This is a genomic window from Luteibacter jiangsuensis (assembly GCF_030812295.1).
In the GTDB taxonomy this organism is placed as follows: domain Bacteria; phylum Pseudomonadota; class Gammaproteobacteria; order Xanthomonadales; family Rhodanobacteraceae; genus Luteibacter; species Luteibacter jiangsuensis_A.
In genome coordinates this window covers 450,748-477,319 of the sequence record NZ_JAUSSK010000004.1, presented here as the reverse complement: position 1 = coordinate 477,319, position 26,572 = coordinate 450,748, and the positions used below count along the sequence as shown (strand labels likewise).

General features: G+C 65.6%; 34 protein-coding genes and 1 tRNA gene. 26 read left to right on the top strand and 9 right to left on the bottom strand.

The genetic code is table 11. From position 1 onward, the window contains the following. The first annotated feature begins 212 nt into the window (after positions 1-212). Genes J2T07_RS15960 through J2T07_RS15945 form a run of 4 tightly spaced genes read left to right on the top strand, consistent with a single transcriptional unit; the run spans position 213 to position 3,465 of the window. A complete protein-coding gene (locus J2T07_RS15960) occupies positions 213-809 on the top strand; it encodes an anthranilate synthase component II (protein WP_306851152.1) in 597 nt (198 codons plus the stop codon). A 16-nt stretch (positions 810-825) separates the two neighbouring features. Beyond that, entirely contained in the window at positions 826-1,857 is a 1,032-nt protein-coding gene (trpD, locus tag J2T07_RS15955) for an anthranilate phosphoribosyltransferase (RefSeq protein ID WP_306851150.1), read from the top strand. 50 nt (positions 1,858-1,907) lie between these two features. Then, entirely contained in the window at positions 1,908-2,753 is an 846-nt protein-coding gene (gene trpC / locus J2T07_RS15950; RefSeq protein ID WP_306851148.1) for an indole-3-glycerol phosphate synthase TrpC, read from the top strand. Positions 2,754-2,757: 4 nt separating this feature from the next. Next, positions 2,758-3,465: an HAD family hydrolase gene (locus tag J2T07_RS15945; RefSeq protein ID WP_306851147.1), complete on the top strand. Its 708-nt coding sequence runs from the start codon at positions 2,758-2,760 to the stop codon at positions 3,463-3,465. On the opposite strand, the gene J2T07_RS15940 is transcribed toward J2T07_RS15945, so the two are convergent. Further along, positions 3,462-4,208: a sulfite exporter TauE/SafE family protein gene (locus J2T07_RS15940; protein ID WP_306851146.1), complete on the bottom strand. Its 747-nt coding sequence runs from the start codon at positions 4,206-4,208 to the stop codon at positions 3,462-3,464. The two genes, J2T07_RS15945 and J2T07_RS15940, sit on opposite strands and share 4 nt — an antisense overlap. A 138-nt stretch (positions 4,209-4,346) precedes the next feature. On the opposite strand from J2T07_RS15940, the gene J2T07_RS15935 reads away from it, so the two are divergent. Next, entirely contained in the window at positions 4,347-5,297 is a 951-nt protein-coding gene (locus J2T07_RS15935; RefSeq protein ID WP_306851145.1) for a bifunctional helix-turn-helix transcriptional regulator/GNAT family N-acetyltransferase, read from the top strand. A gap of 15 nt (positions 5,298-5,312) precedes the next feature. Here the strand turns inward: J2T07_RS15935 and crp are convergent, their stop codons facing one another. After that, a complete protein-coding gene (gene crp / locus J2T07_RS15930; protein ID WP_306851143.1) occupies positions 5,313-6,008 on the bottom strand; it encodes a cAMP-activated global transcriptional regulator CRP in 696 nt (231 codons plus the stop codon). A 337-nt stretch (positions 6,009-6,345) separates the two neighbouring features. Here crp and speD point away from each other — a divergent pair, with 337 nt between their 5' ends. Next, positions 6,346-7,131 carry an adenosylmethionine decarboxylase gene (speD, locus tag J2T07_RS15925; RefSeq protein ID WP_089981013.1) on the top strand — a complete coding sequence of 262 codons (786 nt, stop codon included), beginning with the start codon at positions 6,346-6,348 and terminating at the stop codon, positions 7,129-7,131. Between the two features lie 227 nt (positions 7,132-7,358). On the opposite strand, the gene coq7 is transcribed toward speD, so the two are convergent. Further along, on the bottom strand, positions 7,359-8,000 hold the full coding sequence (gene coq7 / locus J2T07_RS15920; RefSeq protein WP_306851141.1) for a 2-polyprenyl-3-methyl-6-methoxy-1,4-benzoquinone monooxygenase: 642 nt from the start codon (positions 7,998-8,000) through the stop codon (positions 7,359-7,361). A gap of 266 nt (positions 8,001-8,266) precedes the next feature. On the opposite strand from coq7, the gene rplM reads away from it, so the two are divergent. The 4 genes from rplM to J2T07_RS15900 all read left to right on the top strand — a co-directional run bounded on the left by rplM (position 8,267) and on the right by J2T07_RS15900 (position 9,930). Further along, complete coding sequence (gene rplM, locus J2T07_RS15915) at positions 8,267-8,695, top strand: 50S ribosomal protein L13 (RefSeq protein ID WP_306851138.1); 429 nt, start codon at positions 8,267-8,269, stop codon at positions 8,693-8,695. A gap of 9 nt (positions 8,696-8,704) precedes the next feature. Next, positions 8,705-9,097: a 30S ribosomal protein S9 gene (rpsI, locus tag J2T07_RS15910; protein ID WP_306851136.1), complete on the top strand. Its 393-nt coding sequence runs from the start codon at positions 8,705-8,707 to the stop codon at positions 9,095-9,097. A 57-nt stretch (positions 9,098-9,154) separates the two neighbouring features. Further along, positions 9,155-9,228, top strand: a tRNA-Gln gene (locus tag J2T07_RS15905). Between the two features lie 213 nt (positions 9,229-9,441). Continuing rightward, positions 9,442-9,930 carry a hypothetical protein gene (locus tag J2T07_RS15900; protein WP_306851134.1) on the top strand — a complete coding sequence of 163 codons (489 nt, stop codon included), beginning with the start codon at positions 9,442-9,444 and terminating at the stop codon, positions 9,928-9,930. A gap of 54 nt (positions 9,931-9,984) precedes the next feature. Here the strand turns inward: J2T07_RS15900 and J2T07_RS15895 are convergent, their stop codons facing one another. Together J2T07_RS15895 and J2T07_RS15890 are read right to left on the bottom strand one after the other, a co-directional pair. After that, a complete protein-coding gene (locus tag J2T07_RS15895; protein ID WP_306851132.1) occupies positions 9,985-10,359 on the bottom strand; it encodes a hypothetical protein in 375 nt (124 codons plus the stop codon). Positions 10,360-10,368: 9 nt separating this feature from the next. Next, positions 10,369-13,650: a winged helix-turn-helix domain-containing protein gene (locus J2T07_RS15890; protein WP_306851130.1), complete on the bottom strand. Its 3,282-nt coding sequence runs from the start codon at positions 13,648-13,650 to the stop codon at positions 10,369-10,371. 221 nt (positions 13,651-13,871) lie between these two features. On the opposite strand from J2T07_RS15890, the gene J2T07_RS15885 reads away from it, so the two are divergent. After that, positions 13,872-14,519: a response regulator gene (locus J2T07_RS15885; protein ID WP_306851128.1), complete on the top strand. Its 648-nt coding sequence runs from the start codon at positions 13,872-13,874 to the stop codon at positions 14,517-14,519. 34 nt (positions 14,520-14,553) lie between these two features. Here J2T07_RS15885 and J2T07_RS15880 read toward each other — a convergent pair whose 3' ends face one another. Further along, positions 14,554-16,431 (bottom strand): hypothetical protein, encoded by a 1,878-nt coding sequence (locus tag J2T07_RS15880; protein WP_306851126.1) that lies wholly within the window; start codon positions 16,429-16,431, stop codon positions 14,554-14,556. Between the two features lie 211 nt (positions 16,432-16,642). Here J2T07_RS15880 and J2T07_RS15875 point away from each other — a divergent pair, with 211 nt between their 5' ends. The 10 genes from J2T07_RS15875 (at position 16,643) to J2T07_RS15830 (ending at position 21,105) form a co-directional block, all read left to right on the top strand. Continuing rightward, positions 16,643-17,203 (top strand): glycoside hydrolase family 108 protein, encoded by a 561-nt coding sequence (locus J2T07_RS15875; protein WP_306851124.1) that lies wholly within the window; start codon positions 16,643-16,645, stop codon positions 17,201-17,203. Between the two features lie 3 nt (positions 17,204-17,206). Beyond that, a complete protein-coding gene (locus tag J2T07_RS15870; protein ID WP_306851122.1) occupies positions 17,207-17,740 on the top strand; it encodes a DUF2589 domain-containing protein in 534 nt (177 codons plus the stop codon). Between the two features lie 73 nt (positions 17,741-17,813). Continuing rightward, a complete protein-coding gene (locus J2T07_RS15865) occupies positions 17,814-18,455 on the top strand; it encodes a DUF2589 domain-containing protein (RefSeq protein ID WP_306851120.1) in 642 nt (213 codons plus the stop codon). A 69-nt stretch (positions 18,456-18,524) separates the two neighbouring features. Next, on the top strand, positions 18,525-18,785 hold the full coding sequence (locus tag J2T07_RS15860; RefSeq protein WP_306851118.1) for a hypothetical protein: 261 nt from the start codon (positions 18,525-18,527) through the stop codon (positions 18,783-18,785). Between the two features lie 9 nt (positions 18,786-18,794). Further along, on the top strand, positions 18,795-19,244 hold the full coding sequence (locus tag J2T07_RS15855) for a hypothetical protein (protein WP_306851116.1): 450 nt from the start codon (positions 18,795-18,797) through the stop codon (positions 19,242-19,244). Continuing rightward, a complete protein-coding gene (locus J2T07_RS15850; protein WP_306851115.1) occupies positions 19,241-19,405 on the top strand; it encodes a hypothetical protein in 165 nt (54 codons plus the stop codon). The genes J2T07_RS15855 and J2T07_RS15850 overlap by 4 nt, the downstream gene beginning before the upstream one ends. 13 nt (positions 19,406-19,418) lie before the next feature. Further along, positions 19,419-19,829: a hypothetical protein gene (locus J2T07_RS15845; protein ID WP_306851114.1), complete on the top strand. Its 411-nt coding sequence runs from the start codon at positions 19,419-19,421 to the stop codon at positions 19,827-19,829. 9 nt (positions 19,830-19,838) lie between these two features. Next, positions 19,839-20,165, top strand: coding sequence for a hypothetical protein (locus J2T07_RS15840; RefSeq protein WP_306851113.1), 327 nt, complete (start codon positions 19,839-19,841; stop codon positions 20,163-20,165). After that, positions 20,162-20,458 (top strand): hypothetical protein, encoded by a 297-nt coding sequence (locus J2T07_RS15835; RefSeq protein WP_306851111.1) that lies wholly within the window; start codon positions 20,162-20,164, stop codon positions 20,456-20,458. The genes J2T07_RS15840 and J2T07_RS15835 overlap by 4 nt, the downstream gene beginning before the upstream one ends. 194 nt (positions 20,459-20,652) lie before the next feature. Beyond that, the gene (locus tag J2T07_RS15830) at positions 20,653-21,105 is read left to right on the top strand and encodes a hypothetical protein (protein ID WP_306851108.1); all 453 of its coding nucleotides are present in this window, start codon (positions 20,653-20,655) and stop codon (positions 21,103-21,105) included. A 50-nt stretch (positions 21,106-21,155) separates the two neighbouring features. Here the strand turns inward: J2T07_RS15830 and J2T07_RS15825 are convergent, their stop codons facing one another. From J2T07_RS15825 to J2T07_RS15815, 3 genes are all read right to left on the bottom strand, one after another. Beyond that, positions 21,156-22,091 (bottom strand): MASE1 domain-containing protein, encoded by a 936-nt coding sequence (locus J2T07_RS15825; RefSeq protein ID WP_306851106.1) that lies wholly within the window; start codon positions 22,089-22,091, stop codon positions 21,156-21,158. Positions 22,092-22,295: 204 nt separating this feature from the next. After that, a complete protein-coding gene (locus J2T07_RS15820) occupies positions 22,296-22,937 on the bottom strand; it encodes a DUF1109 domain-containing protein (RefSeq protein ID WP_306851104.1) in 642 nt (213 codons plus the stop codon). Then, positions 22,934-23,518, bottom strand: a complete 585-nt coding sequence (locus J2T07_RS15815; protein WP_306851102.1) for a sigma-70 family RNA polymerase sigma factor — start codon at positions 23,516-23,518, stop codon at positions 22,934-22,936. The genes J2T07_RS15820 and J2T07_RS15815 overlap by 4 nt, the downstream gene beginning before the upstream one ends. A 361-nt stretch (positions 23,519-23,879) precedes the next feature. On the opposite strand from J2T07_RS15815, the gene J2T07_RS15810 reads away from it, so the two are divergent. The 5 genes from J2T07_RS15810 (at position 23,880) to bufA2 (ending at position 26,571) form a co-directional block, all read left to right on the top strand. Continuing rightward, a complete protein-coding gene (locus J2T07_RS15810) occupies positions 23,880-24,158 on the top strand; it encodes a BufA1 family periplasmic bufferin-type metallophore (protein WP_306851100.1) in 279 nt (92 codons plus the stop codon). 6 nt (positions 24,159-24,164) lie between these two features. Further along, a complete protein-coding gene (bufB, locus tag J2T07_RS15805; RefSeq protein ID WP_306851098.1) occupies positions 24,165-25,001 on the top strand; it encodes an MNIO family bufferin maturase in 837 nt (278 codons plus the stop codon). Then, entirely contained in the window at positions 24,998-25,732 is a 735-nt protein-coding gene (locus tag J2T07_RS15800; RefSeq protein ID WP_306851096.1) for a DNA-binding domain-containing protein, read from the top strand. The genes bufB and J2T07_RS15800 overlap by 4 nt, the downstream gene beginning before the upstream one ends. 9 nt (positions 25,733-25,741) lie before the next feature. Then, positions 25,742-26,212 (top strand): DoxX family protein, encoded by a 471-nt coding sequence (locus tag J2T07_RS15795; protein WP_306851095.1) that lies wholly within the window; start codon positions 25,742-25,744, stop codon positions 26,210-26,212. 89 nt (positions 26,213-26,301) lie between these two features. Then, the gene (gene bufA2, locus J2T07_RS15790) at positions 26,302-26,571 is read left to right on the top strand and encodes a BufA2 family periplasmic bufferin-type metallophore (protein ID WP_306851094.1); all 270 of its coding nucleotides are present in this window, start codon (positions 26,302-26,304) and stop codon (positions 26,569-26,571) included. The last annotated feature ends 1 nt before the right edge of the window (position 26,572 follow it).

Below are 26,572 nucleotides of genomic sequence, written 5' to 3'. Positions count from 1 at the left end.
AAAGGGGCGCCTAGGATGGCCTGCGCGGGAGATGCGGACAAGCGAGGCGCGTCCTGATCGCGGCCCACGCCCGGACGCTCCGGTCCCGAAGGTTCGAGCTCCGGGCTGTCCGTGCCGGCGGGTTCGTCGGATAATGGCCCGCTGGCTACCCAAACGCGGTATGCCGCAGCCATCCGATCCTTTAATGGGTGCTAAATCAATAGGATAAGCACGTGCTCCTGATGATCGACAACTACGACAGCTTCACCTTCAACCTCGTCCAGTACCTCGGCGAGTTGGGGCAGGAAGTGAAAGTCGTACGGAACGATGCCCTCACCATCGCGGACATCCGCGCACTGGCGCCATCGCGGATCATGATCTCGCCAGGGCCGGGTACGCCGGACGATTCGGGCGTGTCCATGGACATCCTGCGCGAGATGGCGGGCGAAGTGCCCATCTTCGGCGTCTGCCTCGGGCATCAGGCCATCGGCCAGGTATTCGGCGGCAAGGTGATTCGTGCACGGGAGATCATGCACGGCAAGACCTCGCCCGTCCGGCATCGCGGGCAGGGCGTGTTCGCCGGCCTGCCGAATCCGTTCGAGGCCACGCGATATCACTCCCTGGTGGTCGAGAAGGGGTCCGTGCCGGATTGCCTCGAAGTGACCGCCTGGACCGAGCGCGAGGACGGCTCGATCGACGAGATCATGGGCCTGCGCCATCGCACGCTCGATATCGAGGGCGTGCAGTTCCATCCGGAGTCGATCCTCACCCAGCATGGCCACGACCTGCTGCGCAACTTCCTCGGCATGCCGCTGCCGCTCGCCGCGTAAGAAGGATCAAAGCGCCATGCCGATGACTCCCTCCGAGGCGCTGCAGCGCACGATCGAGCACCGCGAGATCTTCCACGACGAGATGATCGAGCTGATGCACCAGATCATGCGTGGCGACGTCAGCCCGCTGATGACGGCAGCCATCCTCACCGGTCTGCGCGTGAAGAAGGAGACGGTCGGCGAGATCACCGGCGCCGCGCGGGTGATGCGCGATCTTTCGGCGAAGGTCGAGGCCGGTCCCCATCCCCATTTCCTCGATATCGTCGGCACCGGCGGTGACGGTGCATCGACGTTCAACATCTCCACGGCATCCATGTTCGTCGCCGCGGCCGCCGGGGCGCGAGTCGCCAAGCACGGTGGCCGCAGCGTCTCGTCCAAATCGGGCAGCGCCGACGTGCTCGAGGCCCTGGGCGCGCGCATCGACCTGCTTCCGGCACAGGTCGCGGTCTGCATGGAACAGACCGATATCGGTTTCATGTTCGCGCCCAACCATCATCCGGCGATGAAGGTGGTATCGCCCGTCCGTCGTGAAATGGGTGTCCGGACGATCTTCAACATCCTCGGGCCGCTGACCAACCCGGCGGGTGCCCCGAATATCCTCATGGGCGTGTTCCATCCCGACCTCGTCGGCATCCAGATCCGGGTGCTCCAGGCGTTGGGGGCCAGGCATGCCATGGTGGTATGGGGTCGCGACGGGATGGACGAGATTTCGCTGGGTGCCGCGACGATGGTGGGCGAGTTGCGCGATGGCGCCGTGCATGAGTACGAGATCGAGCCGGAAGATTTCGGCCTGTCGATGGCATCGAGCCGTAATCTCCGCGTGGAAGACTCGACGGAATCCATGGGGATGCTGCTGGATGCCATTTCGGGCACCCCTGGCGTCCCCCACGACATCGTCTGCCTGAACGCGGGTGCCGCGTTGTATACCGCCGATGTCACGCCTTCCATACAGTCCGGTATCGACCTTGCCCGCGCGACCATCGCAAGTGGCGCGGCTCGTGTAAAAATGGACGCGTTCGTGGCCGCGACACAACGGCTCGGCGCCTGATATCGTCGGGGCTCCCCGAAAGCCCCGGCCTTTCCCAAGGAAGTCCCTCGATGCCCGACATTCTCCATCGCATTCTCGACCGCAAGGTGCAAGAGATCGCCGAGCGCAGCCGTAAGCGCTCACTCGACGACCTTGCGGCACGCATCGCCGACCTCGAGGATACGCGTGGCTTCGTGGCCGCCATCGATGCGCGCCTGCACGATGGCAAGCCGGCGGTCATCGCCGAGATAAAGAAGGCCAGCCCGAGCAAGGGATTGATCCGTGCCGACTTCGATCCGGCGGCGATCGCGCGCAGCTACGAACGTGGAGGCGCCACCTGTCTTTCCGTGCTCACCGATGCCGATTTCTTCCAGGGCCACGAAGATTACGTCGGCCAGGCCCGCAAGGCCTGTTCGCTCCCCATCCTGCGCAAGGATTTCATCATCGACGAGTACCAGGTGTACGAGGCCCGCGTGATCGGTGCCGACTGCATCCTGTTGATCGTTTCCGCCTTCGCCGACAAGGGCGGTGAAGATGTGATCTACGACGAGAACCGGTTGACCGAGCTTTCCTTGCTCGCCGCCGAGCTCGATCTCGACGTACTCGTCGAGGTGCACAACGAGGAAGAACTCGAGGTGGCATTGAGCCTTCCCGCGCCCCTGATCGGTGTGAACAACCGCAACCTGCGCACCTTCGAGACCTCACTGGGCACGTCGCTGAAGCTCAACGACCGTGTCGGGCCGGATACGGCGATCGTCGCCGAATCGGGCATCCACACGACCGAAGATGTACGCAGACTGCGCGAGGCGGGCATTCATACCTTCCTCGTGGGCGAGGCCTTCATGCGCGCCGCCGATCCGGGCGCCGAATTGCAGAAGCTCTTCGGTACCCCGCCGCAACAACCGCACCGACACTGACGCGATGGACCAGGGGATAGCGACGGCGGTGGCCGACGACACCGCCGCCGATGCACGGCGTGTCGTGTTGTTCGATTTCGATGGCGTGATCGTCCGCCACCAGACACTGGAAATGTTCTTTCGCGAACGCCTTTCAGGCGCGGGGCGCTGGCGGTTGCTGCTGGCGCTTCCCATCGTGCCCCTGGTGCCCTTGCTGATAGGCAGCGTGCGAGGCAATCGTTTCCTCGGCCGCGTATTCCTGCGGGTGACCACGTTCGGCCGTCGCGAGGCCTCGTACCGGCGGATGATCGACGCCTATGCCCGAACCTACGCGCGGCGCCCCGGCGTGTTCTTTCGCGATGCGGTGGCGACCTTGCGCAGGCATGTCGATGCTGGCGACCGTGTGATCGTCGTCAGCGGCAACGACCGGCAGATGGTCGAGGCGATCCTTGACGAGGTGAACCTCGGCGGCCACGAACTGGTGGCCTCGCAGACGCGCGGTGGCCTGTTCGGCATGCGCTTCATCCGGCATAACGTGGATGGCGCCAAGGTGCGCGCACTTGAGCGGGAGGGCATTCCGCGCCCCTGGAGCATCGCCTACGGCGACTCGTTGTCGGACTTGCCCCTGCTCAAGGCAGCCGACTCGGCGAAACTGGTCAATCCCACGCCGAAGACCGCGAAGAAGGCCGGGCGCGCCTTGGGTGACAAACTGGAAATCCTGTACTGGTTCTAGCGCAGGACATAGTTACCCAGCTGGTAGAGGCTGATCCCGACGATGAGGCAACCCACGGCGATCATGACGTAGCGTGGTGGCAGGTGCCTCACCAGCCAGGCGGCCAGTGGCGCCGCGATCACCCCGCCCGTGAGCAGGCCCAGGACGATCGGCCAGTGCTGTATGCCCATGTGCGCGATCAGCGTAGTGGAAATCGCCACGGTGACGACGAACTCCGCCGCGTTCACGGTGCCGATGGTGTGCCGCACGGCACCGCCGCGCGCAAGCAGGGTGGAGGTGGTGATCGGTCCCCAACCCCCGCCGCCGATGGCGTCGAGCAAGCCGGCGACGAAACCCAGGATTCCCTTGTGGCGCACCCGGTGGTGGGAGACCACCTTGCCGGCCGCGCGCACCAGCACCACCACGCCCAGGATCAACAGGTACGCGTAGACAAAGGGCTTGATGGCGTCGCCAGGTACGCTGGCGAGGAACCACGCGCCGATCACCCCGCCGATCACGCCGGGAATGGCCAGCCGGCGGAACGACTTCCAGTCGACGTTGCCGAACAGCGCATGCGCACCGCCGGACACGCCGGTCGTGAAAATTTCAGCCGTATGGACGGTCGCGCTGGCCACGGCAGGCGGCAGGCCCAGCGCGAGCAGCACGGCGTTGGAAACGACACCGTAGGCCATGCCGAGCGCACCATCGACCAGTTGGGCGAGCAGGCCCACGCCGACGAAAATCAGGAATTGGGTCCAGTCCATGTACCGTCCACAGGATAGGTCGGAGTCCACCATATACGAGGTGGGTGCGATCCCGGCATGAAGAAAGGAGGGAACGCTTGCGTGCGGCATCGCGACGCCGCTAGCCTCGTTTTCCCAAACCTCCCCATTGGATCGGCGATGTACCTCTCTTCCCTGCGTGAGCTGGCGCTCGGCAGTCGTCTCAAGGCCTTGAGCGACCAGTTCTACCAGGCCGTGGACGAGGTCTACAAGGCGTGCGGCGCGGGTATCGAGTCGCGCTGGTTCCCGGTGCTGCGCTATTTGCGCGACGTCGGCCCCACGACGGTCACCGACATGGCGCTGGCGATTGGCCAGACCCATTCCGCCGTGAGCCAGCTCGCCGACCGCCTGGTCGACGCCGGCATGGTCGTGCGCCAGCGCGATCCGCAGGATGGCCGCCGCAGCGTGCTGGCCCTGACTGGCGCGGGCGAACGCGCGCTGGGTGCGCTGGGGCCGGTATGGCTGGCCATCCGGCGTGGCATGACCGAATCGCTGGGGCCGCGCGGCCTCGCGCTGCTCGAGGCGATCGACGGCTGCGAACAGGCTCTTATCGAACGTCCGCTGGTCGCGGCCATCCTTGAGCAGCGGGCCCGGTTGTCGCGCGCGGCCGTGGAAATCGTGCCCTTCGAACCGGGCCTGCGCGAGCACTTCCGTCGGCTCAACCAGCAATGGCTGGAGCGCTATTTCCGCGTGGAGGAGGTCGACAGCGCGTTGTTCGCCGATCCCGAAGGGCGGGTCGTCGACGCGGGAGGGGCGATTTTCTTCGCACTCTACGCGGGCGAGGTCGTGGGTACCTGCGCGCTCATTCGCGAAAGCGAAGGCGTCTATGAATTGTCCAAGATGGGCGTGGACGAGAACTACAGGGGCCTTGGCGCCGGTCGCAAGCTGCTCGATGAGGCGATCATCGAATACCACCGCCGCGGCGGCCGGGAGTTGTTCCTGGAGTCGAACAGTCGCCTGGACCGGGCGCTGGGCATGTACGAGCGGGCCGGCTTCGTCCGTCAGGCATCCGTCCGGCCCGGCTCGCATTACGAGCGGGCGGACGTCTACATGATCTATCGGGGCCCGTGAACGGGCCCCGGCGTCTTAGCGGGTGCCGCGGACCACGATGGTCTTGCCCGCGACGTCGATCATCCGCTCTTCCTCGAGTTGCTTGAGCACGCGGCCCACCATTTCACGGGAGCAACCGACGATGCGACTGACTTCCTGGCGGGAGATGCGTATCTGCGTCCCGTCGGGGTGGGTCATGGCGTCCGGTTCCTGGCAGAGATCGAGCAAGGTGCGGGACACCCGGTTCGTCACATCCATGAACGCCATCCGGCTTACCTGGCGAGAGGTGCGTAGCAGGCGATGGGTCAACTGCGAACCGATGGCGAACAGCAGTTTCGGGCATTCGGCGGCGAGCGGGCCTTCCAGGAGCTGGAAGAGCCGTTCATAACTGATCTCGGCCATTTCCACGGCCGTTCGCGTACGGACCAGCGACTCGCGCTGGGCCTGTTCCACGAAAAGCCCCATTTCACCGATGAACTGGCCGCGATTGATATAGGCCAGGATCAATTCCCGGCCTTCTTCGTCCTCGGTGCAGACGGCAAGCGAGCCGTCGACGACATAGTAGAGCGTGTTGGCCGGGTCTCCCGGCCGGATGATCGCCGTCTTCCCCGGATAGCGACGACGGTGGCAAGCATCCAGAAAGCGGCCCATGGAGGCCGGGTCGGGCGCGAAGCTCGAGGGAGCCTGCGACCGTTCGAACGCCTGTTGCAACAGATATTTGAGTTGAGCCACAGCAGATTCCGTTGAGCCTCAATGGCATGGCGTTCCCCTTCAGCGGTCAGCCGACGGATTTCCGTCAGGCGTCGCCGACTCGCCATGTCCCCCGGGGATTATTGCAGACATCCGGGCGCCAAAATCCACCATTTGGGGGGAGGGACGCGCCGCGTGTTCAAATCTTCGCCATCTTGCCCCATAATTTCACCCCCTCGGCGTCCAGACCCCTTGTCTCACGTCGTACACAAGCGCCGGGCAGACTACTCGTCTCGTTCGTCGTCTTTCATCGTTGCGGGGACCCTTGCTGCTAACCCGTGTCTGCTGCTGGCCGTTCCCCCGGCCTCGGAGAGTCGCTGTGGTCAAACCGCTTCCCCGCCTTCGCCTGCAAGGTTTCAACAACCTGACCAAGGCGCTGAGTTTCAACATCTACGATATCTGCTATGCCGTTTCCGAACAGCAGCGGCAGAACTATATCGAGTACATCGACGAGCAGTACGACGCCGATCGCCTGACCCAGATCCTGACGGACGTGGCTGAGATCATCGGCGCGAACATCCTGAACATCGCCCGCCAGGATTACGATCCCCAGGGCGCGTCGGTCACCATCCTCATTTCCGAGGAGCCGGTGGTCGAGAAGCTCGGCCGCGACACGATCTCGGGCGCCGTCGTGGCGCACATGGACAAGAGCCACATTACCGTCCATACGTACCCGGAAACCCATCCGCACAACGGTATCGCCACCTTCCGCGCCGATATCGACGTGGCCACCTGCGGCGTCATCTCGCCGCTGAAGGCCCTGAACTACCTGATCGACAGCTTCGAGTCGGACATCGTGATCGCCGATTACCGCGTGCGTGGCTTCACGCGCGACGTGAAGGGCAAGAAGCACTTCATGGATCACAAGATCAACTCGGTGCAGGACTACCTGGCCAAGCACATCCGCCAGAAATACGAGATGTTCGACGTGAACGTGTACCAGGAGAACATCTTCCACACGAAGATGCACATCAAGGACTTCGACCTCGACACCTACCTCTTCGAGGCCCAGGCCGACGACCTCTCGTTCAAGGAGCGCCAGCGCATCGAATCGCTGCTCCGCCGGGAGATCGAGGAACTCTTCCACGGCCGCAACCTGATGTGACGAAAAGACCCCGCGAAAGCGGGGTTTTTTCTTGGTGCGGGTGGAAGGACCGCTGTGGTGGGAAAGCTGCCGTGGAGGGAGGGCTGCTTTGGTGGGAGCCGACCTTGTCGGCGATCCCGCGGCAGCGGGCCAGGCTACGGCAGGCACCCATCGCCGACAGGAACGCGGCGCATCGCACACTTCCACTTGCAAGGAGGCGGTTTCGACGCCCGCTGCCGAGGCGCCGCTCAGATGCGATAGGCGACGGTCTTCATCACCGTGGACGCGGCGTGCATCAGGCGCGGCAGGGGCCACGGCAGGTCGATACCTCCGCGGGCCTGCGCGGCGTCGGCGTGGCGTATCTCATCGGCCTGCATCTGGCGGAGGATCGCGCGGGAGCGCTCGTCCTGCGGGGGCAGGCGCTCCAGGTGCTCGGCAAGGTGGGCCTCCACCTGGCGCTCGGTTTCGACGACGAAGCCCAGGCTGATCGGATCGCCGACGGCCGCCGCGGCCACGCCGATGGCGTAGCTGCCGGCGTACCACAGCGGGTTGAGCAGGCTGGGGCGGCTGTCGAGCTGCTTGAGGCGCTCGGCGCACCAGGCCAGGTGGTCGGTTTCCTCCTGTGCGGCATGCATCAGGTGCCCCCGTGTCTCTTCGGTCCGCGCGAGCGCCGCCTGGCCGACATAAAGGGCCTGGGCACAGACTTCACCCACATGGTTGATCCGCATCAGCCCGGCGGCATGGCGCCGCTCGGCGTCGTCCATGGGCGCATCCGGCACCGCGTCGCCCGGCGAGCGCCGGACGGGCTCCGGTGAGCCCGCGACGGCCTCCATGGCGCGTTCGAGGCCGGAAAGCAGGCGGTCGAGACGGTTCAGCGAGCGAACGGACATGGGGACTCCTGACGTACGGGGATGACACACGTTACAATGCCCGCCGCCCGATACCAGGTGAAGGCGCTGCGGCCGCTTGTCGCGGTCGCCTTCCCATCGACCGGGCAGGCTTGTGAAGCGGCCCGGTCATCATGTTATGATTGTCGGCCCAAAGCTCACGTGCAACGTGGGCTTGCGCGATGAGGGAAAAGTCCGCTATTCTCTCGCGCCTTTGCTTTCACCGATTCCGTGTTCCGTCTGTCCAGGCGGCAAACCAGGTATTTGAAATGAAAACGTTCACCGCCAAGCCGGAAAGCGTCAAGCGCGATTGGTTCGTGGTTGATGCCACGAACAAGACCCTGGGTCGCCTGTCGACCGAGGTAGCGCGTCGCCTCCGCGGCAAGCACAAGCCCGAGTTCACCCCGCACGTCGATACCGGCGACTACATCGTCGTGATCAACGCCGAGAAGGTGGCCGTGACCGGTGCCAAGCTGGACGACAAGATGTACCACCGCTTCACCGGCTACGTCGGCAACCTGAAGACCACGAGTCTCAAGGATCTGCTGGCCACGCATCCGGAGCGCGTGATCGAGATCGCCGTCAAGGGCATGCTGCCGAAGAACCCGCTGGGTCGCGCCATGTACCGCAAGCTCAAGGTGTACGGCGGCGCCGAGCACCCGCACACCGCACAGCAGCCGCAGGCGCTGGAAATCTAAGGAATCGACATGGCTATCCAGCAGAATTACGGTACCGGCCGCCGCAAGACCTCCGCCGCCCGCGTGTTCCTCCGCAAGGGCACCGGTGGCATCGTCGTCAACGGCAAGCCGCTCGAGCAGTTCTTCGGTCGTGAGACCTCGCGCATGATCGTGCGCCAGCCGCTCGAACTGACCGACAACGTCGAGAAGTTCGATATCATGGTGACGGTCGCCGGTGGCGGCATCACGGGTCAGGCCGGCGCCATCCGCCTCGGCATCGCCCGCGCCCTCGTCGAATACGACGAAGCGCTGAAGTCGCCGCTGCGCAAGGCTGGTTTCATGACTCGCGACGCCCGCGAAGTCGAGCGTAAGAAGGTCGGCCTCCATAAGGCCCGCCGCGCCACGCAGTTCTCGAAGCGCTAATACACGCGCTTCAAAGTTCGACGCACCAAGGTCAGAGCGCGTCGAATCCCGGTTTATTGGGAGATCGTCTAACGGTAGGACAACGGACTCTGACTCCGTTTATCTAGGTTCGAATCCTAGTCTCCCAGCCAAACTGAAAAGGGCCTTGAGAAATCAAGGCCCTTTTCTTTTGGTTTTTCGCGTCGCCTACGCGGTACGCCCTCGGCGTTGCGCGGTGGGACAGGTTCTCGCAAGCACCCATCGCCGACGGGGTCGGCTCCCACCGAATCAGCATTTACCCGATGTCGGCCGCGTGAGCCGCTGGTTACCTTGCCAGCACATCACCCGACAACGAGGTACGCCCCATGCTTCCCGATCTTCCGCGTCCCAAGCAGGCCACGATCTACGCCCTCGTCGGCGATCTGTGGGAAAACAACGGCAGCATCCAGTACGTGGCGCATGCGATCACCGCCGGCGGCAACGCGACACGGTTGCGCGATGTGATCGAAGGCTCGGGCAAGGGCCCGGCGAACCATCCGGATCAGCTCTACTGGGACCCGAAGCGGATTGCCAAGGTGGCGGGTGTCCAGCGCATCGAGATCGATTGCACGCTCATGCCGTGCGATGGCGAGTTCGATGGTTGTCTGTTTCGCGTGCCGGCCCTGGTCGCTGCCTGCGGCTACGCCAACGTTCCCCTTCGCATCTTCTCGCACCGTGACGAAGGCGCGGGTGGCGGCGGCAGCACGAAGCGGTATTTCCTTTGCAACACCGGGCAGAAGAACGCCGACTTGAAAGCTGCTTTCGCGCAACACGGTGGCTGGGGCTGGACGCCGTGGAATGGCACGTACGCGTGATGCGTTGAAGCACTAAAGCAAGATCCCCTGCCGAAACAGGGGATCTAAGGATCGTCAGGGCGTGGGATCGTTCGTGACCTGGGGGTCCAGGCCGATGTTCTGCTGCTTGTCCCGGTCCTTGACCACGACCAGTACGACGGTGAGCTGCTTCACCGTATTGGCGTGCAGCACGCGAATCGCGTTGCCGTTCTCGATGACTTCGACGCCGCTGAACTGGCTGCGCGCGTCGGTCGTGAAGAGGTCGGCCATCTGGAAACGGTCATGGTGCTTGCCCGACAGGCGGTAGACGATCTCGGTATTGCCTTCGGTCACGTGCACACGATCCGGGTCGAACATGTAGTTGTACTTGCGATCGCTGGTCTGGCCCTGGCCGGGTGGGGCGTCGGTGATGGTGAGCGATACGTCGATGATGGTGTTGGGACTGGGCACGCGTTTCTCCTAGGGTGAATGGACGAACGACTCGAACGCCGGCGCGCGATACTCCGCATGGCGCAGACGTTCCAGATAGATTTCCGCTTCCCCACCGCGTCCCAGCAACAGGAGGGCGCGGACGTACGGATCGAGTAACCGGGGATCGCTGCTGTGTGCCGCCTGCGCTTGCAGTTCGTCGATTGCCCGGCGCCAGTGCGCCGCCGCTTCCTCGCGAAATCCCAGGGCCATGGCGGCTTCGCCTTCGGCGATGCTCGCCGAAGCCGTCAACAAGCGAGTGGAGGAATTGGGTCTGGAGCCGGGCGCGGGCCGCAACAGGTTCGTTGCATCGACGGCGGCACGCAGTGCCTGCTTCGCGGCACCGCTGCGCAGGAGCACGATGCTCCGGTAAGTCCGGTTCAGTGCGAGCACGTTGCGCCAGTCGACGACCCCGCCGTCGATCGTGAGCAGGCTACGCAGTAGTCGCTCCCCCTCATCGAGCCAGTGCGCCGCTTGCGGAGCGTCGTCCATGGCGAGCGCGAGCCAGCCCTGTTGGGTCCGTGTCCACGCAAGATCGCGTTGCCAGCCGCGGTTGTCGGGAACGTCGCGAACGAGCGCGGCGAATGTCGTGGCGGAGGACGCGTAGCCATCCGCGGCATCGGTCACCTGACCAAGGTCGGCCTGGGCTCTCGCGACGTGAAGTTCCGCCAGCGCATGGCGATACAGCCAGCGATTCGTCGGTGGTCCGTTTTCGCGGGCCGCGAGGACGGCCCACCGTTCCATTTCCAGCATGCGAAGAGCCAGCCGCAGATCGCCCCGTTGCTGTTCGGCCATCGCCATCCAGCTCATCGTGTCCGCCAGTTCCAGCCACGTGGGCCGATCGGTGGGGCGCATGCCGAGAACGCGATGCTTGAACTGCGCGGACGTGCCGAAGTACGCCAGGGCTTCGTCCAGCCGGTCCGCGCGGAGCGCGGCGGAGCCGAGGCAATTGTTCGCATAGGACAGTTCAAGCCATGCGTCGGGATCGTCCGGCTCGAGGGCGGCGCGATGCGTCGCATCGTCGAGGTAGGCCAGCCACGCTTGCCGTGCATCGTCGGCGCGCCCGCGGCTGGATGCGATCTGCGCGCGCCAGAAATCGATCTTGCCTCGCTCGGCATATGCCGCGGGAGTATCAGGCGCGGTGGCAAAGAGATGGCGCAGGCTGGCGTTCGCGGCGAGAAAAGCCTGTCCGGCGGCATCGAGGTCACCACGGGCATAGCGGATCTCGCCGACTTGCCGTAACGCCCGCGCCTGGCGGAGCACCGCTTCGGGAACATCCGCCTGCCAATCGTGGCCAAGGACGACCATGGCCCTGCGCGTCACCTCGTCGAGCAGGTCGAGGCGCCCTAGTGCATCCAGCCGTTCGTACATGTCGCCGAGCATGAAGTCGAGTAGCCCTTCGGCATCCGCGCGTCGCGCCTCCGCATGGATTTCCGCTCGCCGTGCATCCACCGCCGCCAGCGAAGACAGGGCGGACAGGATGACGATGGCCGTGGACATGGCGGCAAAGGCCACCGTGCGAAGGCGCGCGTGCCGGAGCGACCGGCGCACGAATTCGCGCTGCCGCTCGGTGAGTGGTGGTTGCGCGCCGCGGTAAAGCAGCCGGGCATCCGCAAGAAGCTGCCCGCGTGGAAGCAGGTGTTCGCGTCGGCGGTCTTCGTCGAACCAGCGTCTGCTCATGGTGGCGATCCGCGAGCGTGAACGCAGCATGGCCCGGTGTTCGTCGATCCATGTCCCCACGCGTGGCCAGTGCCTCAGCAGCGCTTCATGGGCGACGGTAAAGCACGGTTCGTCATCCTCGAGCAGGCTCACCAGCAAGCGCGCGTCGACGAGCTCGTGCAGGAGGATGCGCTCGTCCTCATCGAGGTCCCGCCAACGCGCCACCCTTGCCGTGACCTCGTCGCCGTCGCTGGCGACGGCGACGAGCCTGTTCAGAATGCGTGGAAAAGCGGCGGTGGCAACCGGACCCAGTCCGTCCAGCACCTGTTCGGCCCGCAACCCGAGTGCGCCTTCCACGCCACCGAGCCGCCGGTACGCGGCGAAGGTCAATGTTCCGGTTGCATCGCGAGATTCGTAGAGCGCCTGTAGCGTGTATTGCAGCAGCGGCAGGCTTCCCACGCGCCGGCATGCCGTCTCGATCAACACGTCGTCCAGTTGCCGCTCGCTGGCACCATCGCGTTCGAAATGCAGGCCGGCGGCAAGCGCGGGCAGGCGGATCATCTGCGCCAACTCGCCCGGCCCGGGCGCGGCCAGATCGTACGAGGCGCCATCGCGCTTGAGCGCGAGGAGTTCCGGAAGCGCCATCAGCTGCGGATAGAAATCATTGCGGCAAAGTGCGAGGACCGCGACCTTTCCGCTACGGGCCAGCCGCCTCAGGGCGGATACGAGAGGCGTGGCGTCCGCCGTCGTCGACGCGCTGGTGACCAGTCCCTCCAGCGCGTCGACGACGAGCAGCAACACGTCACCCTCCGACGCGCCGCGGTCTTCGGATAGGCACAGCGCGATGCGCCGTATGACGAAGTCCATGTCGTCCTCGAGCGCGCGGGCGAGGGCCCGCCGCTCGGTATCCACGAAGAGTGGCCGGCCGCGAATTTCCCATCGGGTCATCGCCAGTGCCAGCGCCTCCACCGGGGTGAGACCGGGCGTCCGGCTCGCCATGGCCGACCAGGCGAGCGCACGAAGACCATCGTATCCGCCGTCGTTCAACAGGGCGGGGACGACGCCTGCATGGATCAACGACGACTTGCCGCAGCCGCTGGGACCGGCCACCAGTACGAACGCACAGCCGGCGCGGTGCTGGTGCACGATGGCCGCCAGCACGTCGGCGGTCGCGCGCGTGCGGCCGAAGAACACGTCGGCGTCCCCGCCACCGAAGGCGAGCAATCCCCGGTAGGGCGAACCGCCGTGCCAGCTTCGTGCCGCGATACCGGTGCTGCGCCCGTCGGCGAACGTCACGGCGGCGACGACCTGGTACCCGCGCTTGCGCACCGTGGCGATGTAGCGCGGCGCGCGCGCATCGTCGTGCAGGGCCTTGCGCAGCAGGGCGACGGTCTTGTGCACCGGGTTGTCGCCATAGAACGTGCCGCGCCAGCAGTCGGTGAGCAGTTGCTCGGCGCTGACCACCTTGCCGCCCGTTCCCGCGAGGTAGGTGAGCACGTCGATCAGTTTGGGTTCGAGCACCAGGCGCTCGTCGCGGCGTTCGATCGAGCGCTGCGCGGGCCGCACGGTCCAGTCGCCGAAGCTGAAAAAGACGGGATCTTGCGTGTGCTGCATGTCCCCATTCCCGCCGCCTGCGGATGCGGCGGCCACGGTAAGTCCCTGCTTCGACAGGGATGTACCAACCGTAAGGTTTCCGGAAGGACACGCGCATGCGCCAACCCCGAGCGTTCGCGCACCTTCCATCCGGATTCCCCCATGCATGGTCTTCCACTGTACGGTCGCCACGCCGGCCGCATTCTGTCATACGCCTCCCCACGCCACCACGGACCGTCGTTGTGACGCGCATCACGCTTGTGCTGGCCGACGAGCAGGTGCTCTTTCGCGAGGGCGTCGCGGCCTTGCTTGCCGCCGACGCGCGGTTCCACGTCATCGGAAGCGTTGGTGACGGGAGGGACTGCGTGCGCCTCGCCTTGCGCCATCCGCCGAACCTGCTGATCTTCGACTGCGCCATGCAAGGCCTGAGCGGCCTCGAGGCGGCGCGCCGGATCGCTCCCCGTTGTCCGGAAACGCGCATGCTCTGCCTGTCGGCGTATGAGGATTCACGCTGGGTGCGCGCCGCCTTCGATGCGGGTGCCCATGGCTATGTGTTGAAACGGAGCGGCTTCGAGGTCCTTCACGAGGCGATAGGGACGGTGTTGCGTTCGCGCTGCTTCGTAAGCTCCGACATCGCGCACCTGCTCGTTGGCAGGGGCCGTGGCGGGCCGGCGCTGGGCGAGCCGGCCGTGCTGAGTGCGCGCGAGCGGGAGATCACACAACTCTTCGCGGAAGGCTATGCCACGCGGGAGATCGCGGAGCGCCTGCACGTGAGTGTGAAGACGGTGGGGACACATCGCGAGCACATCATGGCGAAGCTCGGCCTTCACGGCATCGCGCAACTGACCCGCTACGCGATCCGCGAAGGGCTGACCACGCTCGATCCATGAGGGCCGCCGTCCATGCGGGCGACGGCCCGAAGGGTCATTTGCGCAAGGCGTGCGGCGTGTTCTCGCGCAACGCGACCAGGTTGGAGGCCTTGTAGAAGGCGCGATCGACGGCCGCATGGCCGAAGACCTCGTTTCGTGCATCCTGCAGCGTGCCCTGGCGTACGCCCTTCCATTTGCCCGGGCGCAGCCAGATCTTCACCTCGTCGGCGTCCAGGCCAAGCCCGGCGCGATCGGCCAGGGTGTCGACGAATTGGCGCAACGCCAGCGTCACGGCTTCCGCCGGCGCCTGGCCGGCGCCGCGCCATGCCTCGAGTGCGTGCCGGGCCGCCCGGCCGATGTCCTCCAGGTGTTCCTGTGACGGCGCCTCGACGAAGACATCGGACTTGCTGGCGGGAAGGCGTGCGCAATCCTTGAGCAGATCGGTCGCGATCTCGATGAAGAATGGATCGGGCACCACGATCTCGTCGCGGCCATGGACCAGGAAACCGTAGAGGTGCCGTGCGAAGGTCCTGCGTCCGGGCTCGTCGAACACCTTGTCCGAGACGAATCGCCACTCGGCCACGGCAGGCATGCCGCGATCGCCCTCGCCATCCAGCGGCAGGCCGAGCAGGCCCCAGCGCAGGAGGTCGACATAGTCCTTGCGCGTGAGCCGCTTCTCGCGCAGATCGCGCTGGAAAGCCTCGACCACGGCGGGCTCGATCAGCAACGGGTCGGCATTCACACGGGTGACGAAACCACGGGCCAGGACGGGTTCCATGCCGCGTTCGCCTGGCTCCACGAGGCCTCGGTGGAGCACGATGTCGCGTAGCGCACGCAGCACCCAGTAATCTTCCATGTTGCAGCCGGTGACGCCAGTCGCGGCGAAAGCCTTCTTCTGGTCCTCGCCGATGAACCACGACGAGGTGCCGCTCACCTCCGGCTTGATCTTGTCCCTCGCGTACCGTGCCACCAGTTCGGCGATGGCGCTGTCGAGCGCGACGCCGCGCGTCAGCCCTGCCTCCTCCTTGCGGCGGTAACGCTCGTCGACGTCGGCCCTGTCGATGACCAGGTGGGCGTGGTGATCGACGAACCACTGGGCAAGCGTGTCATCCGCGGGCATGGGGGGCAGATCCCGTCCCGCTTCTGGAGCGAAGTGGTACACGCCGCCCTGAGAGCACAACGCGATGGAGGGGGACGCTTCCCCATCGGCATACTCGAGTCCGACGTAGAGGCTGGCGCAGATAGGAGAGATCGAACCCGGCTTGCCGCTGGCGGACGCACCGCCCTGTGCGCCGAAGCAGCTCACGCGCAGCGGCCATTCATGCGTATCGCCGGCACGATGGGCCAGTTCGCTCGAAAGAGCGGAGATCATCTTCAGGAGGAAGATGATGTAGGGGGCCATGAGGCTCGGCTGCAAGCCCATCTCGGGCGCGCGGAACACGACGATGGGCGGCTCTTCCGACGACGCTTCGTCCAGGTCGAACCGTACCACCGAGAGCTGCGGCCCGGCGCCATCCAGGGGTACTTTCAGCTTCGCCTTGCTGCGTAGCGACTGCAGTTCATGCACGTCGATCATCCGGATGACGCGGCGGTTCGCCTCACGCAGCCGTGCCTCTCCTTCCTCGTCGCTGGCCAGGAACACCGAGATGACTCGGGCGAGGATGCTCTCGATGCGCGCGTCCGGTTCGGCGTGGGGGGGCGTGTCTTCCGCACCCGTGTGCGCATGTGCAATGCGCCTTATGGGTGCCGCGTAACGTTCCAGCGGCCATTCCAGCAGCGGGCCTCGTGGATCCACGAGGCCGCGTTCGATCAGCACGATGGGACGTCGCTTGCCCGCCTCCTTGCGCAATTCGACTTCCAGCAATCCATTCAGGACGGTGTTCACTTCCTCGTCCATGAAGCCCATGTAGACGTCGATCAGTTTATCGCTCATGGCATGTCTCGTTGGCACCGGCTCGTGCCGGCACGACAGCCTGCCGCCGTCACCGGCGATGACGGCATCGGGTGGATGCTGATTTTTCGCAGACGCGGAATCAGCCTTTTTGAAGGCCTTGAATCAGCGTTTCCCCGATGTCCGGCGTGTCGCGCCAAACCGATAGTGGTCCCCGCCGACGCCATGCCGCGTCGAACCGGAGAACACGCCGATGGCCGATTTCAATAGCTTCCTGCCGACCCTGCTCAAGCACGAGGGCGGTTACGTCAATGATCCGGCCGATCCCGGCGGTGCCACGAACAAGGGCATCACGATCGCCACCTTCAACCAGTGCGCGCAGCGCCTCCTCGGCATCGCGCCCTCGCTGGACGCACTGCGCGCCTTGACCGACCAGCAAGCCGGCGTGATCTACAAGGCGCTCTATTGGGATGCGATCCGCGGCGACAGGATCGCCCTGCAACCGCTGGCCGAGATCGTGTTCGACTTCCAGGTGAATGCCGGCGCGCAGTCCGCGAAGCTCCTGCAGCGCGTGCTCAACGATCTCGGCGCCCATCCGCCGCTGATCGTGGATGGTGCGATCGGGGCAGGCACGCTCGCCGCGCTCGACGCAGCCGACGCCTATGCGGTCTATGCACGCTTCAAGCAGGGCAGGGCGGATTACTACCGGGCACTCGTGCAGAAACGCCCCGCGCTCGGCAAGTTCCTCAAGGGCTGGCTGAACCGCGTCGCTTCCTTTCCCGACCTGACACCGCCGACGGCGGGGAGTGTGTGACGCATGGCCACGCAGACATCCCTCAACGACCTCATCGAAGCACTCGCCGGCGCGGTCATCGACGCCCAGGACCGTATCGAGCAACACCAGATGTCGCACCTGAGCGACTACTTCGATGAAGACAACCGGCCCAAGAGCGTCGTCATCCGCATGCCATCGCTGCAGCCAGGCGCGGGCGAGGGCGACGAGGACCTGTATCGCGCACCGATCCTTCCCCTGGTGTCCACCAACGTGTTGCGCATCAAGGACGTGGAGATCCGCTTCGACGCGGACCTGGGCAGCCTGATCGAAGACGCGGCGCCTTCGGCCGACGCGCCCGAAGCGCCCGCAGAAACACGTGGTTGGCGAGTGAGGCCGAGGCCGCCCAAACCCTACGTGCGCGTGGATACGGCCGTGGGCGCGAGCGATCGCAAGACCGGTGCCGTCCACGTCGTACTGCGCGTGGAGGGAAGCGAGCCCACCGACGGCGCGGCACGACTGATGAATCATCTCGCACAGACCCAGGGGGTCTTCCAGACGTTCAAGCCCGGCGACTGAAGAGGTCGTCCGTCACGAACCGTGGCGCGCATCCGGCGCGCCGCGTCATGCCAACTCGTAAAGGAGTAACGCCATGGCTGACGAACTCGTCAACATGTCCAGCCAGTTCAAGGGCCTGCCGATGGGGGACCTCATCGGGGCCCCGCTGAGCGCGGCTTGCGAAGCACAGGTCAAGCTTGCCCAGGCCACCGCCGATTTCATCAAGGTGATCGGCTTCCTGCCGCCCGCCGCCGCGAACGATCCCACCGGCGTCGGCGCCACGCGCACGGCATCGTTCAAGTTCAAGCGGCCGGTCGACAACCCGACGGGTACCGGTATCTCCGAGGAGGAAGTGGAACTCGAAGTGCCGTTGCTGGCGATCGTGAAGGTGCCCAACCTCAGCATCACCAACGTCGACATCACCTTCGACATGGAAGTGAAGTCGTCCTTCAGCCAGAAGGAGTCCGAGGACAAGAAGGCCGAGTTCGCGGCCGACATGTCGATCGGCTGGGGCATCTTCTCGGCCAAGGTCCACGTGGCCGGCTCCGTCGCCACGCACAAGGAGAACACGCGCACGTCGGACAACTCGGCGAAGTACCACGTCGCCGTCCATGCCGAGGACAAGGGAATGCCCGAAGGCCTGGCCCGCGTGATGGACATCCTTCAGACCGCTTGCGCCCCGCGCAAGATCGGTCCGCCGGTGGCCGTCACCGACGGCGGTACCACGGCGAAGTAAGCGCGTTGCTTGCAGCACGTCACCCTTCGCGGCGCCCTGGCCGGCGCCGCGATTCCACGGAGTCCACCCATGTTCGATCTCACCGATGTGAAGTTCATCAAGCGCGTGGTCGTCGGTAGCGACAATCCGAACCAGATGCGCTCGGAGGCGCAGGTCGAGGAAGCGCGCACGTTGTTGAATCGCTGCCTCACCGAATCGCCACGCGGCAGCATCGTCGGCATCGAGAAGAGCTTCACCATCCTGCAGATCGGCGAGCACCAGGTGGTTCTGCAATGGCTTTGCTATCACGTCGGCTTTCCACGCAAGCCCGGCTGGCTACAGGAACCCTAGGAGACGCCCATGGCCAGTTGCGGATTCGATACCTTGCTTTACGGCTTGCGCGAGGCAGTATGCGCCGCCGACGAGTCGCTCGGGGCGCGCCGCCAGGCTTTGCGCCGTGACGATGAAAAGCACGCGCTGCACGCGTGGGTTCCCGTTTCGCCGGCGGCGGATGCCGAGCTGGAACCGGTGGTCATTCCGCTGCGGATGTTCCGCGACAACCGCAGGCCGCATATCTCGGTGATGTCGATCGAGTTCGAGGGCCGGTTCCTGCTTCGGAGAGAGCGCGGGGTATCGAAGCCACGGCTTGTCATCGAGATAGGCAAGCCCCGGTTCCGTTGGTTCTCGCGGGGCGGCATGCACCATGTTCGTATTTCCTACCGCTCGGCCGATGCATGGCAGCCATGCGTCGAGGTCGACGGAAAGGTCGTCGATCTTCCGCCGCCGGCCATGGCGGGGAACGGATCGTGAAACGCCTGACCCGCTTGTACGTGCCCGCGCAGTGGGAGGCGGCCCTGGTGGCCGTCGTGGTGCCCTGCACCGGACGCAGGCGTGACATGGCCGTCATGGCCGCTGTTGTCTTCGCTGTCGTATCGGCGGCCGTCGCCGCCGCCTTTTTCTTCCATCCATGATTGGAGGTATCGCATGAATCGTTCAAGTCGGTTTGCCCTTCTGGCCACCATGCTGCTTGTCTCGTTCTCGGCAACGGTGGCGTCGGCGCAACAATCCGTACCCATCACTGGCACATGGCGCGGCGTGCTCACATCGAGCACGAAGAGCGTGGTGGCCGTGGATGCGCAGTTCGACGCGGCTGGTGTCAGCCTGCACTTCGACGAGCCCTACAACTGCCGTATCGCCGCCAGCCTCCTCGTCACGGAGGGATCCGCGACGCGCTACCGCTTCAAGCCGTCGACGAATGGGGGCGACTTCTGCACCCGCCTGTACCCGGGCGACCTCGTCGCGACGCCGGGAGCCAAACAGGTCTCCCTTTCCATTTCGACGAAGAACGCCACGACCTGGACCGGCGACCTGTCCGGTCCTTCCACCTCGCCCTAGGAGAACGCCATGGACCCCGTCTTGCTTACCCGTTTCTGGTTACTTCTCGCCGCCGTGGGTGGGGCGATTCTCCCGGTGGCGCTCAGCAATGAAGAGTCTCGCCGCCGCGCCCTGGTCCAGGTGGTTTGCGGCGCGCTGATGGCGATCTTCCTCGCCCCGGCGCTCGAGCGGCGGTTCATGCCCGATTCCCCGGCGGAGATACAGGCGGGCGTGTCGTTCCTGGTCGGCTGCTTCGGCCTCAAGCTCGCCGTGATCGCACAGCGGTTGATCGACAACCGCGGGGAGTCGCTGGCGAACCGTGTCATCGATCGCATCGCGGGAGGGGACGGCAAATGAATCTCGACCTGATGATCGTCAACCTCTGTTGCAGCCTGATCATGTCGCTGTGCGGATTCTGGTTGCTTACCGAGCGTTCGATGTCGCGTGCGGTGCGGATCGCCTGTGCGCTGGTCGCTTGCGGTGGCAGCGTCAATTCCCTGGGCATGATCGCGGCGCTAGGCCACTATGGCGGTTTCGCCTACGGCGACATCTGGCCGGGCGAGGCCATCGTCAACGTGGGTGCGGCGGCCCTGATGTTTCGCTGGACCTGGCTTTCACGCCGGCAACGAAAGAGTGTCGAGTCGAACTGACCCCGGTCCTGAACGAATGGCCGCTCCGGCTATTCAGGAACGCCCGAGGTATGCGCGAATTCGGCAGGTGCCCCATCGGCGCCCCGATCGATGGGGGAAAGTGGACTGATCGGCCATGGATTCGCCATGGTCGAGTCGCAGGATCTGCGCCATTCCAGGCGCAGACTTGTCTACCAGCCACGAGGACCACGACCATGCGTATCCATGCCCGTTCGTTGCTAGCTTCACTCATCACCCTCTCCGTCGCGCTCGGCACGGGCGCGGTCCAGGCACAAACCTCCCTCTCGGGGCTGGGCCAGGCCTGGCCGAATGCCACCGACGTCAGCACCAGCCCGAATTACCACGTGTACGTCTTCCAGCGTGGCAGCACTCACTACGTCCAGGTCAACGACGCCAACGGCACGGTGCGCGGTGCGTTCGCACGCACGGCGTATAGCCTGGTCGGTTTGCCGATCGGCGTGGATGCCACTCGCCTTGCCACGCCGGACGAGCCGCTGCCGGTGCCGGCGAGCACGACGGGTGAGACCGTCTACGACGACGGCACGGTGAAGTTGTTCGTGGCGCCCCAGGCCGACGGTACGACGCAGATGATGATGGTCGGAAGCGAGTGCAAGAATCCTGTCGAATGCACGACACGAGGTCCGTGACGTATGAGAGACACGTGCTTCGCTGAGGGCGGGTAATCGTTAGTTTACCCTCAGCGATGCCCGGGTCTTGCCATGGCTTCAAGGTGGGTTGCCGCCATGCGGCGGGCTACGCGTATGCCGAACAGCAGCGACGTCGAGATGACGAAGGCAAGGACTACCTGAGCCTGAATCATCGCCGGATTCTGCAATTGGAACGAGGTCGATGCCATGGCGATGCTGGCGAGCATTCCACCGATAGCCGCGCCGTGCCAGCCGTGTCGCCATGTCAGGACAACGACCGGGACGGACATGGCGATACGCGCACACTGCAAGGCTCCATCGGTGGCTTGCGAGGCCGCGATCATCAGCAGGGCAAGTGACGGGATCACGATTAACAGCGCATCGCGCGTCAATGAACTGCGCCATACCGCTCGCCAGGCGACGACGCCTCCTGGTTGCGCGGCCAGGCGTTCGCGCAAGGCGACGATGGTCGGCGTCAGTGTCAGAGCGCCAAGATAAGATCCCAGTGCCCAGGCAAGAAAGATGGGCAAAGTCGGCGACGGCGCGGGAGAGCCGTCATCCATGACTACTGTCGCAAGCACCAGTGAGTTGTCCGTCGCAGTGACCATGGCGCAAACCAACGTTGCGAGCATGATCATCCCCATGTTGATTTGCCCGTTGGGGCGCAACAACGTGGTACGGCTTCGTAGCCAAGCGACCGCTGGCATGCAGACGAGGATCGGTGGGATGGATGCGAGAATCGCCCAGAGCGTCCCGTATAGTGACGCATGAAGGATGGCCATCTCGGCAATAGGGAGCGCCTCTCCAACGGCGAGCGCGGGCCAATAGCGTTTTGGCGCCATGAGCAGGCACGCCAGACGCAATCCCGCGGTCAGCGTCCAATGCGAAAACGAAAAATACCGGGTCAGCTCATAACACGCCGCATAGGCTCCTGCGACGGCGACATATCGCCCCCAGGCAAACGGATCCCTGTTTGTTCCGCCCACGTTATGCCCCTCGCCTCACTTGTCCGGACCGGGTCTGGCCAATCGATGACGAGGCACTTCATCCACTGACCGCTGTTGCCGTGGCGCGGGAAACGGGCTGGCCCGGTTCGCGACGGCACGGCTAGTTTGAAGCTATAACGGCCTGTCCGCCATCGACTGGAGCCCGTTTCGGACGATTTGCCGATTAAGGGCCCCGATTGAGGGTTACCAGCGTAGCGCCCGCGGCCCTGCCAGGGTACCCAGGGCGGCAGGGATGAGCATGCCCAGGAGGTACCAGGTGGACCAGAACGGGGGCGCCATTTCCGGGCAATGCAGGCAATACGCGACCGTTCCCGTGGCCCCCGCCAACAGTCCGACGGCGGCCCCGGCCAGCCGGGGCCGTACCGGCGCCATGCCGCGCACGGCCCAGAGCATGGCGACGAAGGCCGGCATCGCCAGGACGGCGATCAGGATGGGGCACACCCGCCAGGTATGGCCAAGGATCAGGGGCAGGTGCGTGCCGGGAGCGGCATGGGCGAGCACCCAGGCCATCGCGACCCAACCCAGCGCGACCGGCGTGGCGAGCACCGCCCAGGCCCCTCCCACCCGGACGCCCGGTCGGGCGAGTCGTGACGTGACCCACAGTGCCGCCGCGGCGATGGCGCTCGCATAGACCAGCCTGAACCAGAATGTCGGCACCCGGGCCGCCTCGGCGATATCGGGGCGGACCCCCAGCAGGAGGATCATCAGGAGCAGTGCGCCACCCAGCCCGGCGACCCAGGCAAGCGCGAAACGCCGGGCGGGTCCCCGGCGGTCGACGGCGGGGGCCCGGCTGGCCAGCAAGGTGACGAGGTCGTCGGTTTTCATGACCGGCTCCGGATGCGCGCGGCCAATGCTTTCAGCCCACGGTGGACCCCCACCTTCACCGCCGACTCGGACATGCCGCAGCGCCGTGCCGCTTCGGACACCGAGAGGCCTTGCAGCTTCACCAGCACGATGGGCAGGCGGTGGCGGTCGGGCAGGGCCTCCAGCAGGACCCCGACATCGCGCCGCGCGTCGGCCGGCTCGACGTCCGAGGCGATGAACAGGCCGCCGTCGTCGTCGAAGGGCTCGTTCAAGGCCTCGCGTCGCGAATGGGCCCGAAAGAAGTCCATCAGCTTGTAACGGGCGATCGCGTGGACCCAGGCGGTCAATGGCTGCTCCGTGCGGTACGTGTGCCGCGCATTGTGCACGGCGAGCAAGGTCTCCTGGAGGATGTCCTCGACGTCCGCCCGGGCATGGGGAAGGCGGCGCCGCAGGTAGGCGCGCAGATGTCCGGACAGGCCGTCGAGGAACTGGCGATAGCGCGCCGCGTCTCCGGCCAGCCCGGCGATGAAGCATGCGCGCAATTCGGCCTCGGCCGCTGGCGTGCCGATCGCGTCTTGCCTTTCGGCGATGCTGGCGATCATCTCCCGGCGTTCCATCGACAGGGATTCAGCCGTGTTGGGTGGGGCATCGCAAGAGCCTCGACGGGAGGGGGCGCGGCGCCGGGAGGGTGCCGGGAAGGCTAGGGACCAGGACGGCGCGCGGGTGTGCATGTCACGTTATTCGCGGCCAGGCGCACTTCGGTTACAGCTGAAAAATGGCGGGAGAGGACATGGTGGGAGCCGACCCTGTCGGCGATCCCGCGGCAGCGGGCCAGATCGACGCAAGTATGCGTCGCCGACAGGGTCGGTTCCCACCAGAAAGAAAATCGCTGTAACCCTTCGGGGCTCGGACGCGAACTCCCCCTCGACCCGGACATCGTGTCCGCCATCGAAGGAGCATCGCATGAACCGTCACGCCGCCTCGCTTGCCCTCACCCTTGCCGCCCTCGTCGCCGGTGTCGCCCATGCCGACGGGAGCCAGGACACCCGGAAATCCGCCGTCGAGAAATGCTGGGGCGTGGCCAAGGCAGGACAGAACGACTGCGCCGCCGGCCCGGGCACGACCTGCGCGGGCACGGCGAAGGCCGATTACCAGAAAAACGCCTGGAAAAACGTCCCCGCTGGCACGTGCACGTCGATCAAGACGCCTCACGGCATGGGTTCGCTGACCAAGGTGGGCTGAGCCGCCATGCGTCCGCCGCTCGCCGCCGGCCTCGGTTTCAAGCCGCGCCACTTCGATGAGGCGCTGCGCTGCGTCTCCCCGGGGATGTGGTTCGAGGTCCATCCGGAGAACTACATGGGCGACGGCGGGCCGCGCCTGGCGATGCTGGACGCCCTGGCGGACCGTCACCCGCTGTCGTTGCACGGGGTGTCGCTTTCGCTCGCGGCGGTGGCGCCGCCCGATACCGGTCATCTGCGCCGGTTGCGGCGACTCGCGGATCGTGTCCGGCCCGTGCTCGTCTCCGAGCACCTGGCCTGGTCGGGATGGGGCGGACGCTACATGCCCGACCTGCTGCCTTTCCCACGCACCCGGGAGGCGCTGGCATGCATCGCCGCGAACATCCTGCGCACCCAGGACGCGCTGGGGTGCGGCATCTCGATCGAGAACCCGGCCCACTACCTCGTGCTCGATGGCCACGACTGGAACGAGACCGACTTCCTGGCAGAACTCGTCCACCGGACGGGCTGTGGGTTGCTGCTCGACGTCAACAACGTGCATGTCAGTGCGAACAACATCGGCATCGATGCCCTCGCCTACGTGCAAGCCTTCCCGCTGCACGCCGTCACCGAGATACATCTGGCCGGGCATGGCGTGGACGAGGACGCGCCGGGGACCCTGTTGATCGACTCGCACGATGCGCCAGTGGGCGAGCCCGTCTGGGAGCTCTACCGTCATGTGCTGTCGCGAGGCGGACCACGTCCGACCTTGATCGAGCGCGACGGCAACCTGCCATCGTTCGACGTACTCCTCCAGGAATGCGCGCGGGCGGGAACGCTGCTCGCAGCACCGGGGCAGGCGGCATGAGCCGCCTGGCGGATTTCCAGGCGGCGTTCGTGGAAGCGCTCCATGACGACGCGTCGACATTCCTCCCCGCTCACCAGCGTTCTTTCGCCGTTTATCGCCATACCGTGATGCGAGCCTGTCTCGATGCGCTGGAGGCGAATTTCCCTTCCGTGCTGTGCCTGGTCGGACGCGACTGGTTTCGTGCCGCCGCGGCGATCCACGCCACACGTTCGCCGCCACGCGATGTGCGGCTGGCTTGTTATGGAGAAGGCTTTCCCGGGTTTCTGGAATCATTCGAGCCCGCGGCGGAATGGCCTTACCTGGCGGACGTGGCTCGCCTGGACCGGCTCTGGAACGAAAGCCTCGATGCCGCCGACGCGGAGCCATGCGACGTCGACCATCTCGTGGGACTGGCGCCGTCCGTGCTGGGGGCCATGCGCCTGCGTGTCCACCCGGCGACGCGATGGCTGGCTTCGCCTTTTCCCGTGCTGTCGATCTGGCAGCCAAGCAGGGATGGTGTCGGGGTCGACGGCGCGCTGGCCTGGCGGTCCGAATGCGCAATCGCCGTGCGCGTGGCCGGCGAGGTCAGCGTGCTTCCCGCATCACCCGCCGAACTCACGCTGCTCGATGCGTGCCGGCGGGGCGCCACGCTGGGCGAGGCGGCCGCCGCCGTCGCCAGCGCGCATCCGGACGCGTCCATCGAATTCACTTTTTCCGGGCTGTTGCGGTCCGGCGCTTTCGCCCATTCCTGAGGACTTGCCATGGCTTCGACCACCATCACCGCCACCGCGCGCCGATCGCCGCGCACGCGCTGGAACGCACTCGCCGACCGCGTCGAACGATGGGTCGGGCACGACGTCCTCGCCGTCGTCGCGAGGCTTTCCATCGCCGCGGTCTTCTTTCAATCGGGCCGCACGAAGGTGGAAGGCTTGCTCACCATCACCGAGGGTACGTACGAGTTGTTCCGCAGCGAGTACAGGATCCCGCTGATCCCGCCCGAGATCGCGGCGCACCTGTCGGCGGGCATCGAGACCTTCGTGCCGATCCTGCTCGTGCTGGGCCTGGCCACCCGTCTTTCCGCGTTCGTCCTCCTGGGGATGACCACGGTGATCGAGGTATTCGTCTATCCCGACGCCTGGCCGACCCATTTATCCTGGGCGGCGATCCAGTTGTATCTCGTCGCCCGCGGCGGCGGTCGTCTTTCTGTCGACCGTGCCCTTGGCATCCGCTGAAAAAAAGCGTATCCAGCTGTAACCGGATGTACCGGTGCGGCGAATTCGTCCATGCCATCCCGGCATTCCTTTCCGTACGGAGAACGACCATGCATACCGCCACCCACAGCATCGCCGCTGCCGCCGCCATCTTCGCCGTATCGGCCGCCGCGATCTCGGCGCCGGCCCACGCCGCCGAACAGGCCGCCGGCAAGACGGTACATTGCTACGGCATCAACAGCTGCAAGGGCACGTCCGACTGCAAGTCGGGCAACCACGAGTGCAAGGGCCAGAACGATTGCAAGGGCCAGGGCTTCAAGGCCGTGTCCGTGCAGGAGTGCACGGCTCAGGGTGGCAGCACCACGCCGCCGGCGAAGTAAG

Coding starts and splice junctions, on each gene's coding strand:
- J2T07_RS15830 (WP_306851108.1), top strand. CDS start 20,653: ATGCGTATCCATGCCCGTTCGTTGCTAGCTTCACTCATCACCCTCTCC.
- J2T07_RS15940 (WP_306851146.1), bottom strand. CDS start 4,208: ATGGACTGGACCCAATTCCTGATTTTCGTCGGCGTGGGCCTGCTCGCC.
- J2T07_RS15845 (WP_306851114.1), top strand. CDS start 19,419: ATGAATCGTTCAAGTCGGTTTGCCCTTCTGGCCACCATGCTGCTTGTC.
- trpD (WP_306851150.1), top strand. CDS start 826: ATGCCGATGACTCCCTCCGAGGCGCTGCAGCGCACGATCGAGCACCGC.
- J2T07_RS15900 (WP_306851134.1), top strand. CDS start 9,442: ATGCTTCCCGATCTTCCGCGTCCCAAGCAGGCCACGATCTACGCCCTC.
- J2T07_RS15875 (WP_306851124.1), top strand. CDS start 16,643: ATGGCCGATTTCAATAGCTTCCTGCCGACCCTGCTCAAGCACGAGGGC.
- J2T07_RS15945 (WP_306851147.1), top strand. CDS start 2,758: ATGGACCAGGGGATAGCGACGGCGGTGGCCGACGACACCGCCGCCGAT.
- J2T07_RS15855 (WP_306851116.1), top strand. CDS start 18,795: ATGGCCAGTTGCGGATTCGATACCTTGCTTTACGGCTTGCGCGAGGCA.
- rplM (WP_306851138.1), top strand. CDS start 8,267: ATGAAAACGTTCACCGCCAAGCCGGAAAGCGTCAAGCGCGATTGGTTC.
- bufB (WP_306851098.1), top strand. CDS start 24,165: ATGCGTCCGCCGCTCGCCGCCGGCCTCGGTTTCAAGCCGCGCCACTTC.
- J2T07_RS15865 (WP_306851120.1), top strand. CDS start 17,814: ATGGCTGACGAACTCGTCAACATGTCCAGCCAGTTCAAGGGCCTGCCG.
- J2T07_RS15890 (WP_306851130.1), bottom strand. CDS start 13,650: ATGCAGCACACGCAAGATCCCGTCTTTTTCAGCTTCGGCGACTGGACC.
- J2T07_RS15880 (WP_306851126.1), bottom strand. CDS start 16,431: ATGAGCGATAAACTGATCGACGTCTACATGGGCTTCATGGACGAGGAA.
- J2T07_RS15800 (WP_306851096.1), top strand. CDS start 24,998: ATGAGCCGCCTGGCGGATTTCCAGGCGGCGTTCGTGGAAGCGCTCCAT.
- J2T07_RS15860 (WP_306851118.1), top strand. CDS start 18,525: ATGTTCGATCTCACCGATGTGAAGTTCATCAAGCGCGTGGTCGTCGGT.
- J2T07_RS15870 (WP_306851122.1), top strand. CDS start 17,207: ATGGCCACGCAGACATCCCTCAACGACCTCATCGAAGCACTCGCCGGC.
- J2T07_RS15810 (WP_306851100.1), top strand. CDS start 23,880: ATGAACCGTCACGCCGCCTCGCTTGCCCTCACCCTTGCCGCCCTCGTC.
- trpC (WP_306851148.1), top strand. CDS start 1,908: ATGCCCGACATTCTCCATCGCATTCTCGACCGCAAGGTGCAAGAGATC.
- J2T07_RS15935 (WP_306851145.1), top strand. CDS start 4,347: ATGTACCTCTCTTCCCTGCGTGAGCTGGCGCTCGGCAGTCGTCTCAAG.
- J2T07_RS15795 (WP_306851095.1), top strand. CDS start 25,742: ATGGCTTCGACCACCATCACCGCCACCGCGCGCCGATCGCCGCGCACG.
- coq7 (WP_306851141.1), bottom strand. CDS start 8,000: ATGTCCGTTCGCTCGCTGAACCGTCTCGACCGCCTGCTTTCCGGCCTC.
- J2T07_RS15820 (WP_306851104.1), bottom strand. CDS start 22,937: ATGAAAACCGACGACCTCGTCACCTTGCTGGCCAGCCGGGCCCCCGCC.
- J2T07_RS15815 (WP_306851102.1), bottom strand. CDS start 23,518: ATGATCGCCAGCATCGCCGAAAGGCAAGACGCGATCGGCACGCCAGCG.
- J2T07_RS15835 (WP_306851111.1), top strand. CDS start 20,162: ATGAATCTCGACCTGATGATCGTCAACCTCTGTTGCAGCCTGATCATG.
- bufA2 (WP_306851094.1), top strand. CDS start 26,302: ATGCATACCGCCACCCACAGCATCGCCGCTGCCGCCGCCATCTTCGCC.
- J2T07_RS15840 (WP_306851113.1), top strand. CDS start 19,839: ATGGACCCCGTCTTGCTTACCCGTTTCTGGTTACTTCTCGCCGCCGTG.
- rpsI (WP_306851136.1), top strand. CDS start 8,705: ATGGCTATCCAGCAGAATTACGGTACCGGCCGCCGCAAGACCTCCGCC.